Raw genomic sequence first — 13,354 nt, 5'->3', positions numbered from 1 at the left:
CGGCCTCGCTCGGCCACCCCGCCGCCGCCGTCGCCTGGCTGGTCCGCGCGCTCGCCGCCGAGGGCGAGGGCCTGCGAGCGGGCGAGATCGTGCTGTCCGGCGGCCTCACGGCGGCGGTGCCGGTCGGGCCGGGCGACGTCGTCGTCGCGTCGATCGACCGACTCGGGAGCCTGGAGCTGGCCTGCCGCTGACCCAGGTCAGGCGCGCGAAGGCCGCGCCGCCGGCCGGCCGGCCCTCGGCGAGGTGCTCACCGCCGGGTGACGGCCGCGAGCACCTCCTCGAGCGCCGCGTCGGCGAGCGCGCGCATCTCCGCGTCCGTGCGGTCCTGGATCGGGTGCGGGACGAACACCGACGGCACCTCCCGGTACCCGAGCGCCTTCGCCTGGGCCGCGGCGGCGACCACGAACTGCGTCGACGCCAGGAAGGCCGCGATCACGCCCCGGCCCTCGAGGGCGGCGAAGTCGTGCACACTGCACGACGTGCACGAGCCTCAATCGGCGAGCGCCTCGATCACCACGTCGCACTCGGTGGTGACGTCGCGCCGCAGGTCGGGCGGCATCGGCTTGGTGAAGGTCGGCTTGGCGTAGCGGCGGACCGTGATCCCGCGGTCGGCGAGGAGCTCGGCGAGCCGGTCGAGGAAGACGTCGCCGCGCGCCTTCGAGATGTCGAGCAGGCCGACCCGGAGCCCGTCGAGCGAGGCCGGGCGCCGCAGCGCGGTGCGCGCGTCGGGCGCGGACTCGTCCGTCGGGTCCAGGATCACCAGCGACCCCGTCGCTCCACCAGGGCTCACCGCCACGGGTCGACCTCCCTCGTCACGGGCGCGCTCCCGCCCGGTCCACCGGCCCAGCCGCCGATCACGGCCGAGAACATGCCGGCGCCACCACCGGCGTACATGATCATGTAGCCGCCCGGCCGGAACTTCGGGACGGGACGGTCCGACGCGCGCGCGGGCACACCCTCCTCGATGCCGCCCGCCCCGCGGGTGATCTCGGCGCGGTCCAGCAGCAACAGCTCGTCCAGCTCCCAATGCAGCCGCGCCCGGTCCCAGCCCGCCTCCCGGAAGGTCCGCCCGTGCTCGGGGCTGAGGACCAGGGACGCGTCGAACCCGCCGGGCAGCTTCCAGTGGCAGACCGACCGCAGGCCCTGCGCGAGCGACCGGGCCAAGGACTCCGGCGTGCGGGAGATCTGGTCGGCGAGCCCGCGCGGCCCCTCGGCGGCGAAGACCGTGACGGCCGAGCGCCCGGGCGGCACCCCGCGGCTCTGCGCGAGCGGCTCGAAGGGCGAACCCTCCTCGTCCTCGGCGAAGCAGAACCCGACCTTGCCGGGATGGCCCAGCGCGGCCCGGTCGACCTCCTGCGGACGCCCGCCCCCGACGTTGCGGATCACCAGCTGCAGCGCCCGGCCGATCGTCGAGTTGGCGCGGTTGCCCTGGCCGAGCGCGTTGCCGGCCCAGTTCATCCCGATCTCCGCCCGGATCGGCCCGTTGACGACGATCGCAGGCCCGGCGCCCCAGGTGGTCGCGAGCAGGCCGTGGGCGTTGAACTCGTCCGTGCACGCCGCCTCGACCGCGGCGAGCACGACCGGCAGGTACTCCGGCCGGCACCCGGCGAGGACGGCGTTGATCGCGACCTTCTCCACGGTCGCCTCGGCCAGGTTCGGCGGGACCACCGCCACCGCCTCGTCCGGCTTGCGCGAGGTGCCCTCGAGCATGCGCAGCACCCGCGCCGGGGTCGGGGCGACGACCGGCAGCCCGTCGGTGAACCCGCGGTCGAAGAGCGCCTCCGCCTCGTCCTCCAGCGCGGCGATCTCCAGCCGGCGCGCCCGCAGGGACCCGCCGCGGGTGCGGACCAGGATCTCCTCGGCCACGTCCGGGTCCTGGGTACGGGAACCGCAGCCCGGCCGGTACTCCGGCAGACCCTCGCCGAGGCCGGCGACGCCCGTGAGCTCGGCCCACTGCGCGCGGCTCCACCCGACGACCCGACCCTGCTCGACGCCGCCGGCGAACCGGACGAGCGTGGGCACGGTCTCGATGCCGAGGGCGAGGCTGGCGTCCAGGTCCGTGTCGTCGCGCCGGTCGGCGACGCCCTCCGGGAACGCCGGATCGTCCTGGGTGAAGACCGTCAGCCCCGGCAGGCCGGCGAGCACGGGCTCGACCAGCCGACAGGTCGGACAGTCCTGCTTGACGACGGCGACGTACCCGTCCGCGGGCCACGCGACCGTCTCCCGCTCCTCCGCCGGCACCGACACGCTCCGCACGCTAGCCGGTTGAACGGTCGTCCGGTAGGTCGGTGGGCTCCGTCGGCGCGGCACGGTCGAACGAGGACGGGCGCTGCTGCCCGCGATCACCGGACGGCGGTTGTGGCCGGCGGCCGGCGGATGGCTGGATGGGATCGTGCGCCGCTTCCGCCCCGGGCTCCGCCGGACGGTCGTCCCGCTCGTCCTGGCCCTGGCCGCGACGCTCGCGGGCGTGCAGACCGCCGCTGCCGCCCCACCCGTCGCCTACGTCGCGCTCGGCGACTCCTACGCCGCGGGCGTCGGCGCGCCGCCGGACGGCACGAGCGGCGCCTGCGCCCGCAGCACCGGCTCCTACCCCGCCCGCTTCGCCGCCGCGACCCACCCCGCGTCGTTCACCTCGGTCGCGTGCAGCGGCGCGACCACCGCCGGCGTGCTCCGCGACCAGGTCTCCGGGGTCACGAAGAACACCGACCTCGTCACGCTCACCGTGGGCGGCAACGACACCGGGTTCGCGCCGGTCCTCGCCCGCTGCACCACCGCGCCCGACGACGCGGCCTGCGACCGGGCCGTCCGCGCCGGCGAACGGGTGGCCCGGTACGTCCTGCCCTCCGCGCTGGCGGTCGTGCTCGGCACCGTACACGTGCGCGCCCCCGGCGCGAAGGTCGTGGTCCTCGGCTACCCGCGCCTGTTCGGTGCCGGGAAGGGCTGCCCGCTGAACCGGGTCCGCAGCGCGCGCATCGACGCCGGCGCGGACGTGCTGAACGACCGGATCGCCGAGACCGCGCAGCGGTTCGGGGCGACGTTCGTCGACGTCCGGGCCGCCTTCGCGGCCCACGGCCTGTGCAGCGCCGCCCCCTGGATCGTGGCGCCCGGCGGCCCGGGCGCCTACCACCCCACGGCCACGGGGTACGTCCGCGGCTACCTGCCGGCCCTGCGCACCGCCGCCGAGGGCGCCTGAGCCCCGCTCGCCCGGTGCTCGGGTCCCGGGGCGCTCAGACGGTGCGCGGCCGCCCGGACAGCACGCCCGCCACCAGCTGCGCGAGCAGGGCGACGAGCAGCACGGCGAGCGAGGCGGTCCAGGCGCCGGTCGCCTCGTGCAGCAGCCCGACGAGCATCGGTCCGGTCGAGGCGATGAGGTAGCCGAAGCCCTGCGCCATCGCGGAGAGCCCGGCCGCCGTCGCGGCGTCGCCCGCGCGCAGCGTGATCACGGTCATCGCCATCGCGAACACGGTCAGCCCGGTGCCCAGCAGCAGCGCCCACAGCCACGGCACCGTCGCGGGCGCGAGCATCAGCCCGAGCGCGCCGGCGATCGCGATCAGGGTGAGCCCGGCGTTCCACCCCGACTGGCTCCGCCGCCGCGCGGCCAACGCGGGCACCATCAGGCTGAACGGGACGGCGACGAGCGTCGCGAGGCTGAGCATCACCCCGGCGGTACCCTTGGACAGGCCCGCGCCCAGGTAGATCTGGGGCAGCCAGCCCATCACGACGTAGGCCATGAAGGACTGCAGCCCCATGAACGCGGTGACCGACCAGGCGACCGGGCTGCGCAGCAGCCGGCCCCACGAGGCGTGCCGCGCCGGGCGGGTCACCTCCGCCGCCGGCCGGTGCCGCGCGCCCACGATCCACACGACCAGCGCCACCAGCGCGAGCGCCGCCCAGAGGACGAGCGCCCCGCGCCAGCCGCCCGCGGGTCCCTCCAGCGGCGGGGTCAGCGCCGAGCCGAGCGCGCCGCTGCCCTGCAGCGCCGCCGTGTAGAGGCCGGTCATGAGGCCGATGCGGTGGGCGAAGGACTCCTTGACGACCACCGGGACCAGCACGTTGGCCACCGCGATCCCGGCGCAGGCCACGAACGTCCCGCCCAGCATCACGCCGGCGCCGCCCAGCACCCGCACGACGAGCCCGACGCCGAGCACCGCCAGCGCCACCCCGATCGCGCGGGCCAGGCCGACGCGCCGCGCCAGCACCGGCGCGGCCAGGCCGGCGACGGCGAAGCACAGCGTGGGGGCGGTGGTGAGCAGGCTGGTCCAGGCCGCCGAGGTTCCGAGCCCGGTCCGGACGTCGCCGAGCAGCGACGATGCGCTGGTCACCGCCGCCCGCAGGTTCACCGCGGCGAGCACGACCCCGACCGCCAGCAGCAGGCTCCCGCGCAGGGGGCCGAAGCGCGCGTCCGCGAGCCGCTCCTCGGCGGCGGCCTCCCCGGCGATCTCGAGCGCCTGCCCGTCGGCGATCACGTGGTGCTCGGTGCGCTCGGGTGCGACCGAACCGGCGGACGCCCCGTCGGACTTCTGCGCGGCGCGCCCCGGATCTCCCACTGCCATGGCGGCTATTCTGACAGACATCCCATGTTCGGATGAAAGGATCGCGCCTGTGCCCTTGGCCACCACCCGGCGTACCGGACTCGTCGACCAGGTCATCGAGCAGATCCGCGCGACCGTGGCCGCCGGCGAGTGGCCGGTCGGCACCCGGGTCCCGCCCGAGGCCGAACTCGCCGAGACCCTGGGGGTCGGGCGCAACACAGTGCGCGAGGCGGTGCGCGCGCTCGCCCACGCCGGGCTGCTCGAGGTCCGGCAGGGCGACGGCACGTACGTCCGCGCCACGAGCGAGATCTCCGGGGCGATCCGCCGGCTCGCCGGGACCGAGCTGCGCGAGGTGCTGCAGGTGCGCCGGATGGTGGAGGCCGAGGGCGCCCGCCTCGCCGCCCGGCACCGCACCGCGGAGGAGCTGGTCGAGCTCCGACAGGCGATGGCGGCGTGCGAGGAGGCAGAAGGGGCCGCGGACCTCGCGGCGTTCACCCGCGCCGACCTGGCCTTTCACCAGCTCGTCGTGCGTTGCGCCCACAATGCGGTGCTGGCCGAGCTCTACCGCGGGCTCACGGAGGTGGTGCACGCCAGCGTCGCGACGACGGTCGCGGGCGGCCGCTGCGAGAGCCACACCGGCCTGCTGGCGGCGATCCGGTCGGGCGACGCCGCGGGCGCCGCCGCGGAGGCGGAGGACTTCCTGGACTCCCTCCTCCGCGAGCACGGCGCCCCTAGATCGTGAGGACGATCTTCCCGGTCGTGCGGCCCTGCTCGCCCAGCCGGTGGGCGTCGGCGGCCCGCTCCAGCGGGAAGGTCTCGGCCACGCGCACGCGCAGCTTGCCGTCCGCGTGCAGCCGGAGCAGCTCGGAGAGTCCGGGCCCGTCCGCGCGCACGTAGGCGCCGGAGGCCTTCACCCCGCGCTCCTCGGCCGCCTTCACCGCCGCCTCGACCGCGACCGTCGGCAGGCAGATGAGCATCCCGGAGGGCTTGACCAGGTCGAACGAGCGCACCGCCGTCTCGCCGCCGACGAGGTCGTAGACCAGGTCGACGGGCTCGACGACCTCCTCGAACCGCTCCGACCGGTAGTCGACGACCTCGTCGCAGCCCAGGTCGCGGAGCAGGTCGTGTTTCGGCGCCGACGCCGTGCCGACCACGTACGCCCCGCGCGCCTTCGCGATCTGCACCGCGAGATGCCCGACGCCGCCGGCCGCGGCGTGGATCAGCACGCGCTGCCCCGCCCCGAGGTGCCCGACGTCGACGAGGCTCTGCCACGCCGTCATCCCGGCCAGGGGCACCGCGGCCGCCTCGACCACCGACAGGTCCGCGGGCCGCGCCCGGAAGTGCGCGGCCGGCGCCGTGACGTACTCCGCGTAGGCGCCGTCCGGGCCGGGGAAGCGCGCCATGCCCAGGACGGAGTCGCCGACCGCGTACCCGCGTTGGTCGAGGTCGGTGTCGGGGCCCAGCGCGTCGACCACCCCGGCCACGTCCCAGCCGACGACGAACGGCCTGCCGCCGAACGACTTCCACGGTCCGAGCCCCGACCGGGTCTTCCAGTCGATCGGGTTGACCCCGGCGGCCGCCACCCGGACCCGGACCTCGCCGGGGCCCGGCTCCGGGGTGGGGATGTCCTGCAGGCTCAGGGCCTCGGGCCCACCGGGCCTGTCGCAGACGATCGCGCGCATGACCTCGCAGCCTACGGCCGGCCGCCTCGCCGGGATCGCCGTGCCGCCGAACCGACCCCGGGACGGCCCTACCGCTCGAGGGTTTCTCCGAAGGCCTATCCGACGAGCTCGCCGTCGACGACCCGCGGGCGGCCGTCGCGCTCCCACTCGAGGAAGCGCTGGGTCTCGACGAGGATCGCGCCGCCGAGCCAGAGTGCGACGACGCCGTCGTCGACCAGACCGAACACCGAGGTGAAGGCCTCGGGCACCAGGTCGACGGGCGACACCAGGTACGCGACGGCCAGGACCAGCAGCCCGAGCCGGCCGCGGGTCAGCACGCCGGAGCGCCCGCTCAGGGCGCCGGCGACCATGCGGGGCAGCGCGCGGGCACGGTCGCCGAGGCCGGGCGAACCGGGCTTGCGGCTCTGCACGATCACGCGGGCCAGGGTCAGGAGCGCGGCCCGCCGCCCCGCGGAGGAGCGCGAGCCGGAGGAGGTCGTCATGTCCGCTTCAACGCCCGCCGCACCCGGCACGTTCCGCGTGGGATGTGACGACGGCGACGGCCGGCACGGGCCGCACCCTCAGCGGCGGACCCGGCCCTCGCCACCGCTGGTCGACAGCGACCACACCACGACCCCCGCGAAGACGAGCGCACCGACCGCGACGGCCCACGCCAGCACCTGGTACAGCGCCCCGGCCAGCGTGAACGCCAGCACCACGAGGAGCGCGGCCCCGAGCAACCGCAGCATGGACACCTCCGACTCGCCTGCGACCACGCCAAGGATCTCACGAATCGGACGAACAGGACCAGTGAAGGTGAACGGGTGATCCGACCCACACCGGACAGCACGCCCGCAGGGGCTCGGCGCCGCGCCTGGTCGGCCGCGACCACGGACCGCGGCGCAGGCGCGTGCCCATGCTGAGGACTTCTCAGGAGACTGTTGCATCGCCGATAGCTAGCGATATATCGTGATGGCACACGAGCTACCGACCAAGGAGGCTCACGACGAGAAGGAGACACACCATGTCTGCCGACAACCCCACCTGGGACTCCCCCTTCGGCCCGCGCTTCGGCGGGTTCGGCCCCGGCTTCGGCCCGCGCGGCCGCGGTCGTGGTGCCGGTCGTCGCGGCGGCCCGCGCCGCCGCCCGCCCTTCGGCCCCTTCGCCGACACCACCCCGGGAGCGCCCGACGTGAACGTGAACGTGAACATCGACGCCGAGGACGGGGCCGAGCGCCTGCGTCGCCGGCACGGCGGCCCGCGGTTCGGCCCCGGCGGGCCGGGCGCACCCTTCGGTCCCGGCTTCGGCCCCGGCGGGCCCTTCGGGCGCGGCTTCGGACCGGGCCGCGGCTTCGGTCCCGGCCGGCGCGGCCCCGGCGGTCGCGGGCGGCGCGGGCGCGGTGACGTCCGGCTGGCCGTCCTCGCGCTGGTCGCGGAGCAGCCGCGACACGGCTACGAGATCATCCAGGAGATCGCCGAGCGCTCCGGCGGGCGCTGGAAGCCGAGCCCCGGTTCGGTCTACCCCACCCTGTCGCAGCTCGAGGACGAGGGCCTGGTCCGCGTGGAGCAGACCGACGGCCGCCGCGTCGTCCACCTCACCGAGGCGGGCACGGCGTACGTCGAGGAGCACCGCGAGGAGCTCGACAAGGTCTGGTCCGCCTTCGACGGCGAGGAGGAGGACGGCCCCGACGCCGCCCTCTGGCAGCAGCTCGCGCAGCTGCACGCCGCCGCCCAGCAGGTGATGGCCACCGGCACGCCCGAGCAGATCGCGACGGCCACCGAGGCCCTCACCGAGGCCCGTAAGACCATCTACCGCCTCCTGGCGGAGTGATCCCGGGAATCTGAGTGCGTTATGGAACCATAATGCGCGAATGGGCGACGCCGGCGCGCATTATGGTTCCGTACTGCGTTCGGTCAGCAGTCCCGCAGCTCGGGCGACTGGTTGAGGATCTGACCGCGCGGGCTGATGAACTCGCGGTAGATCTCGGAGTCGACGGCGGCCGGCGCGAAGGCGGCGACCCGGTGGCAGTTCTGGAAGGCCAGGACCACGCCGAAGTGGCGCTCGAGAGCGCCCCGGATCGAGGTGCTCGCCAGGGCGCGCAACAACTGGCCGCGCTCCTTCTCGGACGGCGGCGGCACCTCGTGCTCGCCGAACGGCTTGTCACCGGTGCGGTCGGCGGCGGCCGCCGACACGACCTCCCAGGCGTAGGGCAGGGAGTCGCGGACGACGGCGAGGAACTGCGCGTCGTCCATCTCCCGGCGTTCGGCGGCCTCGAGGACGGCGGTGGGGACGTCGAGGGACATGGCTTCCTTTCTGCAGGTGAACAGGAGGTCTGGTGGCTCAGGCGTGCTGCGGGGCCACGGGCAGGAAGTCCGGGACCACCTGGGCGGAGAGGTCGACGCCGGTGGCGCCGTCGCCCCAGGCGCGGGCGTTGCGCAGATGGAACTCCACGGTGTCGCGGTGGTAGGCCGCCCAGTCGCGGGTGCGGCCGTCGAGGTCGGCGAGGATCCGGGCCAGCACGGTGAGGTTCGCGGGCTCCAGCTCCTCGACCGGCCGGACCCGGCCGCGCTCGGCGGCCCGCACCCAGGCGGACTGGGAGAAGCAGCCGAGGAGCGCGTCGCCGACCTCCTCGCGCAGGTAGGCGACGTCCTCGGCGTCGGTGACCTTGTTGCCGACGACCCGCAGCGCCACGCCGTGGTCGGCCGCGTGCGCCGCGTACTGCGCGTAGACGCCCACGCCGCGCCGGGTCGGCTCGCACACCAGCACGGTCAGGTCGAAGCGGGTGAACAGGCCGGAGGCGAAGGCGTCGGCGCCGGCGGTCATGTCGACGGCGACGTACTCCCCCGGCCCGTCGACCAGGTGGTTGAGGTACAGCTCCACCGCGCCGGTCTTGGAGTGGTAGCAGGACACGCCGATGTCGGACTCGTCGAACTCGCCGGTCACCAGGTAGCGCACGCCGCCGACCTCGGCCGAGTACCGCTGCAGCAGCTCACCGGCCGGATCGAGGTCGAGCAGCCGCGAGCCGGGCCCGGGCGGCGTCGTCTTGATCATGACGTCGGCGGAGGGCAACAGCGGGTTGGCGCCGCGCAGGTGGTCCTTCAGCCAGGTCAGGTCGCCGCCCAGCGCGCGCGGCGGGGCGGCCTCCGGGTCCGCTCCCAGCGCGACGCCGAGGTGCTGGTTGATGTCGGCGTCGATCGCCAGGACCGGCAGGCCCCGGCTCGCCACGTGGCGCGCGAAGAGCGCCGCCGTCGTCGTCTTGCCGCTGCCGCCCTTGCCGACGAACGCGATCCGCACCGTTCCGCTCCCCTCCGTCATCGAGGATGGTAACGGTAACGATGTTCACCAACGGGTGATCGACCCGGGGGTGGCTCAGGCCCGGGTGCGCCGCTCCCGGACGAACTCGCGCAACGTGGGGACGGCCGTGCCGGCCTCGCGGAGGTTCCGGCGGGCGCGGGCGCGCATCACGACGATCCCCACCAGGGCGATCGCCCAGAGGGCGTACTGCACCGTCCAGGCCGCGCGGAACGCGGCGGGCGTGTAGCCGCCGAGCACGCCCAGCACCAGCCCGACCACCAGCGCCAGCACCAGCGACGCCGAGAACCCGCCGACGTTGACGATCCCGACCGCCGTGCCCTGCCGTCGGCTCGGGTTGAAGGTGCGGGCGTAGTCGAACCCGACCATCGAGCCGGGCGGCCCGAGCGCCAGCACGACCACGAGCACGACCAGCAGCCACAGCGGCGCCGGCGGCGGGATCAGCAGCACGACGGTCCACGTCGCCGCGGTCAGCGCGATGACCCCGATGACCAGGTACGAGCGGCGGAACGGGTGCCGGGCGGTGAACGTGCCGAACAACGGCCCCGCCACGATCCCGACCGCGACGAGCAGGGTCAGCAGCGCGCTCGCCGTCCCCCGCCCGACGCCCTGTCCGGCGACCAGGTACGGCACGCCCCAGAGCAGGCCGAACACCGTCCCCGAGAACTGCGTGCCCATGTGCGTGAAGAAGCCGAGCCGGGTGCCGGGTTCGCGCCAGGAGGACCGCAGCCCGTCGAGCACCTCGCGCGGGGTCGGCGCGTCCGGACGGACCGGGCCGCCGGGTGGGCTCTCCCGGAACACCGCGAGCACGGCCAGCGCGGACAGCACGCCGAGGCCCGCCGCGGCGAGGAACGCCGGCGTCCAGCCCGGCCCGTGCAGGATCGCGGCCAGCGGGACGGCGGAGAGCACCTGGCCGATCTGCCCGAGCAGCCCGGTGAGCTGGGTCAGCACCGGGACCTGGCGCGCCGGGAACCAGGCGCCCAGCACCGACAGCACGCTGATGAAGGTGAAGGCGTCGCCGGCGCCGACGAGCACGCGCGCGGCGATGGCCAGCGGCAACGAGCTCGCGAGCGCCAGCGCGGCCTGGCCCGCCGCCATCAGCAGCGCACCGGCCACCACCAGCGCCTTCGCCCCGAAGCGGTCCAGCAGGACACCGGTGGGGACCTGCAGCGACGCGTACACCAGCAGCTGCAGCACCACGAAGCCGGAGAGCACCGCCGGGGTCGCGCCGAAGCGCTCGGCCGCGTCGAGCCCGGCGACACCGAACGACGTCCGGTGCATGACCCCCACGAGATAGGCCAGAAGCCCCGCCGACCAGACCAGATATGCGCGCGCGCTCCCCATGACGCCACCGATCCTCCGTCATCGGACGACGACACGCCCGCGTCCGCCGACGACGTCACGCCCCCTCCGGGCGGGATCACACCGGACGACCCCGAGGTCCTCGGATCCGGGCGCTGCCCGCACATCGGCCGCGAATGGGGGGATGCTGTGCGGGCGGCCGCGCGTTGCACGCGAGGATGGAGCCCGCAAGGGCCGCCGACGAGGAGGTACGACAGGTGCTGGATCCCGCGGAGCTGTACCGGGTCGAGGAGGGCGTCGACGTCGACCCCGACGCCAACCCCGACGGGTCGGTGCTGCTGGTGGTGCTCGACGGGTTCGTCGACGCCGGTGGCGCGGGGCGGCTCGCCGTCGAGGCGCTGCGCGAGGGCAAGGAGCCGCGCACGCTGGCCTCGTTCGACGTCGACCAGCTCGTCGACTACCGCTCGCGCCGCCCGCCGCTGACCTTCGACACCGACCGCTGGGTCGCCTACGAGCCGCCGGTGCTCGACGTCGTCGCCCTCACCGACGCCGCCGAGGCCGAGTTCCTGCTGCTCGCCGGCCCGGAGCCGGACACCCAGTGGGAGCGGTTCGTCGCCGCGCTGGAACAGCTCGTGCAGCGGCTCAACGTCCGGCTGGTGGTGACCCTGCAGGGCATCCCGATGGCGGTGCCGCACACCCGCCCGATCGGGGTGACCGCGCACGCCTCGCGCAAGGAGCTCGTCGAGGGGCACGAGCCGTGGTTCGCCGAGGCCCAGGTCCCCGGCAGTGCCGCCGCGCTGCTCGAGTACCGGCTCGGCGAGGCGGGGATCGACGCGATGGGCTTCGCGGTGCACGTGCCGCACTACCTGGCCCGCGCCGAGTACCCGCAGGCCGCGCGCACGCTGCTGGACCACACGGCGGTCGCCACCGGGCTGTACCTGTCCACCGAGGAGCTGTCGAAGGCGGCGGAGCGCACCGACGCCGAGATCGCCGAGCAGGTGGCGGGATCGGCCGAGGTCGCCGAGGTCGTCGAGGCGCTGGAGAAGCAGTACGACGCCGTCGCGGCCGGACGGCAGCGCGGCACCGGCGGGCTCGGCGGGGACCTGCCCAGCGCGGACGAGCTGGCCGCCGAGGTCGAGCGCTTCCTCGCCGACCAGGGCGACGACAAGGACGGCGGGTTCGGCGAGGGCGGCGAGCCCGGCCGCTGACGGGCGGCGCCCGGCCGCGATCACCTCGGTGAACGAGGCCGGGAACCGGGGCGCAGTCACGCGGTCACCTCAGCCCACGCACAGGCGGCCCACAGGTTCGGCCGGGACTCTCGGTGGTGCGGCGCGGTGGCGTCGGCCGGAATCCCCCCTCACGGCCCGCCCCGCGCCCCCCATCTCGGGAGGTGCCCGCATGACCCCGGCGACAGTCCCCGCGCGACCGACCGACCGCCTGCCCCGCTCCACGCCCGCCGCGGTCCCGGAGCCCCGTACCGCGTCCGACACCGGTTCCCCCACCCTGCCGCTGCGCCCGGCCCCGCCCCGGCGCGGGCGCGGGCCCGCCGGGTCCGCGTCGGTGCGCGGTCTGCGCCACGTCGCCGCCGACGCCCTCGCCGCCCAGGGCGTCGGCCGTGACCTCGCGGTCGCGGTCGCCGACGGCATCGGCGACTCCGCCGCCGCCGCGGTGGCCGCCCGGGTCTCCGCCGACGTGGCCGCCGCGGTCGCCCCGCGGGCCGGGTCGCTGGAGGGGCTGCTGGCCGCGCGCGACGCCGTGCGGCTGGAGCCGGGCGCGGACGACGCCGTGATGGTCGTCGCGGCCGGGCTCCCCGGCGGTGGCTGGTCGGTGTCCTGGGTCGGCGACTGCCGCGCCCTGCTCGTCACCGACCGCGGCGTCGCGCTGCTCACCCACGACCACACCGTGGCGCAGTACCTCCGCGACCGGGGCAAGGCCGAGGACGTGGTCCCGGCCTGGGAGAACGTCGTGATGACGACGGTAGGCAGCGTCGACCACGGCACCGTCGGGCACGCCGAGGGGCCCGCCGGACCGGGCACGCTGGTGCTGGTCAGCGACGGGGTGCACCGCGCGCTCGACGAGGAGACGATCGCGTTCCTGGTCCGCCGGGCCGACGCGCCCGCCCGGGCCGCGCACGACCTGGTCGAGGCCGCGCTCACCGCGGGCAGCCGGGACAACGCCTCGGCGACCGTGGTCCCCCTGCCGGAGGAGTGGACCGCGCCCTGACCCGCGGGCCCGGGGCGAAACGCCTCAGGAGCTCACCGCCCCGCCGCCGCCCGCCCCGAAGGCCCTCTCAGAGCAGGTCGAGGGCGGCGGCGACCACGCTGTCGGCGTCGATGCCGTGGTAGCGGTACACGCTGTCGAGGTCGCCGGACTGGCCGAACCGGGTCACGCCGAGGTGGGTGGCGCGGACCTGGTTGATCCCGGCGAGGAAGGCCAGCGTGTGCGGGTGCCCGTCGAGCAGGGTCACCAGCGGCGTGGCGCGCCGCGCCGGGAAGGCGGCGTCGAGGATCCAGGTGTCCGCGCTGCCGTGCCCGGCCCGGGCCTGG

The 13,354-nt window shown here is 75.6% G+C and carries 15 protein-coding genes and 1 pseudogene; 6 read left to right on the top strand and 10 right to left on the bottom strand.

What is annotated here, in order from left to right:
* Positions 1-191, top strand: a 191-nt coding sequence (locus tag LWC35_RS37750) for a fumarylacetoacetate hydrolase family protein (protein WP_372463174.1), incomplete at its 5' end; no start/stop codon positions are given.
* A gap of 56 nt (positions 192-247) precedes the next feature.
* Here the strand turns inward: LWC35_RS37750 and LWC35_RS40720 are convergent.
* Both LWC35_RS40720 and LWC35_RS37735 read right to left on the bottom strand, forming a co-directional pair.
* A complete protein-coding gene (locus LWC35_RS40720; protein ID WP_308194754.1) occupies positions 248-763 on the bottom strand; it encodes a UGSC family (seleno)protein in 516 nt (171 codons plus the stop codon).
* A 23-nt stretch (positions 764-786) separates the two neighbouring features.
* Positions 787-2,247: a thioredoxin family protein gene (locus LWC35_RS37735; protein ID WP_232875328.1), complete on the bottom strand. Its 1,461-nt coding sequence runs from the start codon at positions 2,245-2,247 to the stop codon at positions 787-789.
* A gap of 145 nt (positions 2,248-2,392) precedes the next feature.
* Between LWC35_RS37735 and LWC35_RS37730 the strand changes: the two genes are divergently transcribed.
* Complete coding sequence (locus LWC35_RS37730; RefSeq protein ID WP_232875326.1) at positions 2,393-3,193, top strand: SGNH/GDSL hydrolase family protein; 801 nt, start codon at positions 2,393-2,395, stop codon at positions 3,191-3,193.
* Between the two features lie 34 nt (positions 3,194-3,227).
* On the opposite strand, the gene LWC35_RS37725 is transcribed toward LWC35_RS37730, so the two are convergent.
* Entirely contained in the window at positions 3,228-4,553 is a 1,326-nt protein-coding gene (locus LWC35_RS37725; protein ID WP_232875325.1) for an MFS transporter, read from the bottom strand.
* Between the two features lie 49 nt (positions 4,554-4,602).
* On the opposite strand from LWC35_RS37725, the gene LWC35_RS37720 reads away from it, so the two are divergent.
* Complete coding sequence (locus tag LWC35_RS37720) at positions 4,603-5,274, top strand: FadR/GntR family transcriptional regulator (protein WP_232875323.1); 672 nt, start codon at positions 4,603-4,605, stop codon at positions 5,272-5,274.
* Here LWC35_RS37720 and LWC35_RS37715 read toward each other — a convergent pair.
* The 3 genes from LWC35_RS37715 to LWC35_RS37705 all read right to left on the bottom strand — a co-directional run bounded on the left by LWC35_RS37715 (position 5,264) and on the right by LWC35_RS37705 (position 6,942).
* Positions 5,264-6,214 (bottom strand): NADP-dependent oxidoreductase, encoded by a 951-nt coding sequence (locus LWC35_RS37715; RefSeq protein WP_232875322.1) that lies wholly within the window; start codon positions 6,212-6,214, stop codon positions 5,264-5,266. The two genes, LWC35_RS37720 and LWC35_RS37715, sit on opposite strands and share 11 nt — an antisense overlap.
* A gap of 95 nt (positions 6,215-6,309) precedes the next feature.
* Positions 6,310-6,696 carry a YkvA family protein gene (locus LWC35_RS37710; protein WP_232875320.1) on the bottom strand — a complete coding sequence of 129 codons (387 nt, stop codon included), beginning with the start codon at positions 6,694-6,696 and terminating at the stop codon, positions 6,310-6,312.
* Between the two features lie 78 nt (positions 6,697-6,774).
* The gene (locus LWC35_RS37705; RefSeq protein WP_232875319.1) at positions 6,775-6,942 is read right to left on the bottom strand and encodes a hypothetical protein; all 168 of its coding nucleotides are present in this window, start codon (positions 6,940-6,942) and stop codon (positions 6,775-6,777) included.
* Between the two features lie 275 nt (positions 6,943-7,217).
* Between LWC35_RS37705 and LWC35_RS37700 the strand changes: the two genes are divergently transcribed.
* The gene (locus LWC35_RS37700; RefSeq protein ID WP_232875318.1) at positions 7,218-8,024 is read left to right on the top strand and encodes a PadR family transcriptional regulator; all 807 of its coding nucleotides are present in this window, start codon (positions 7,218-7,220) and stop codon (positions 8,022-8,024) included.
* Positions 8,025-8,107: 83 nt separating this feature from the next.
* On the opposite strand, the gene LWC35_RS37695 is transcribed toward LWC35_RS37700, so the two are convergent.
* From LWC35_RS37695 to LWC35_RS37685, 3 genes are all read right to left on the bottom strand, one after another.
* The gene (locus LWC35_RS37695; protein ID WP_232875317.1) at positions 8,108-8,497 is read right to left on the bottom strand and encodes an SCO5389 family protein; all 390 of its coding nucleotides are present in this window, start codon (positions 8,495-8,497) and stop codon (positions 8,108-8,110) included.
* Positions 8,498-8,534: 37 nt separating this feature from the next.
* Positions 8,535-9,488: an ATP-binding protein gene (locus tag LWC35_RS37690; protein ID WP_232875332.1), complete on the bottom strand. Its 954-nt coding sequence runs from the start codon at positions 9,486-9,488 to the stop codon at positions 8,535-8,537.
* 75 nt (positions 9,489-9,563) lie between these two features.
* Positions 9,564-10,850, bottom strand: coding sequence for an MFS transporter (locus tag LWC35_RS37685; RefSeq protein ID WP_232875316.1), 1,287 nt, complete (start codon positions 10,848-10,850; stop codon positions 9,564-9,566).
* A 215-nt stretch (positions 10,851-11,065) separates the two neighbouring features.
* Between LWC35_RS37685 and LWC35_RS37680 the strand changes: the two genes are divergently transcribed.
* The gene (locus LWC35_RS37680) at positions 11,066-12,016 is read left to right on the top strand and encodes a proteasome assembly chaperone family protein (protein ID WP_232875315.1); all 951 of its coding nucleotides are present in this window, start codon (positions 11,066-11,068) and stop codon (positions 12,014-12,016) included.
* Between the two features lie 190 nt (positions 12,017-12,206).
* The gene (locus LWC35_RS37675) at positions 12,207-13,031 is read left to right on the top strand and encodes a PP2C family protein-serine/threonine phosphatase (RefSeq protein ID WP_232875314.1); all 825 of its coding nucleotides are present in this window, start codon (positions 12,207-12,209) and stop codon (positions 13,029-13,031) included.
* A gap of 67 nt (positions 13,032-13,098) precedes the next feature.
* Here LWC35_RS37675 and LWC35_RS37670 read toward each other — a convergent pair.
* A pseudogene (locus LWC35_RS37670) lies at positions 13,099-13,354 on the bottom strand (pyruvate dehydrogenase); the annotation flags it as partial.

The organism is Pseudonocardia kujensis, assembly GCF_021283305.1.
GTDB classification, from domain to species: Bacteria; Actinomycetota; Actinomycetes; order Mycobacteriales; family Pseudonocardiaceae; genus Pseudonocardia; species Pseudonocardia kujensis.
This window is presented reverse-complemented; position numbering and strand designations above follow the sequence as displayed.

Coding starts and splice junctions, on each gene's coding strand:
- LWC35_RS37725 (WP_232875325.1), bottom strand. CDS start 4,553: ATGGCAGTGGGAGATCCGGGGCGCGCCGCGCAGAAGTCCGACGGGGCG.
- LWC35_RS37715 (WP_232875322.1), bottom strand. CDS start 6,214: ATGCGCGCGATCGTCTGCGACAGGCCCGGTGGGCCCGAGGCCCTGAGC.
- LWC35_RS37710 (WP_232875320.1), bottom strand. CDS start 6,696: ATGACGACCTCCTCCGGCTCGCGCTCCTCCGCGGGGCGGCGGGCCGCG.
- LWC35_RS37705 (WP_232875319.1), bottom strand. CDS start 6,942: ATGCTGCGGTTGCTCGGGGCCGCGCTCCTCGTGGTGCTGGCGTTCACG.
- LWC35_RS37700 (WP_232875318.1), top strand. CDS start 7,218: ATGTCTGCCGACAACCCCACCTGGGACTCCCCCTTCGGCCCGCGCTTC.
- LWC35_RS37695 (WP_232875317.1), bottom strand. CDS start 8,497: ATGTCCCTCGACGTCCCCACCGCCGTCCTCGAGGCCGCCGAACGCCGG.
- LWC35_RS37685 (WP_232875316.1), bottom strand. CDS start 10,850: ATGGGGAGCGCGCGCGCATATCTGGTCTGGTCGGCGGGGCTTCTGGCC.
- LWC35_RS37675 (WP_232875314.1), top strand. CDS start 12,207: ATGACCCCGGCGACAGTCCCCGCGCGACCGACCGACCGCCTGCCCCGC.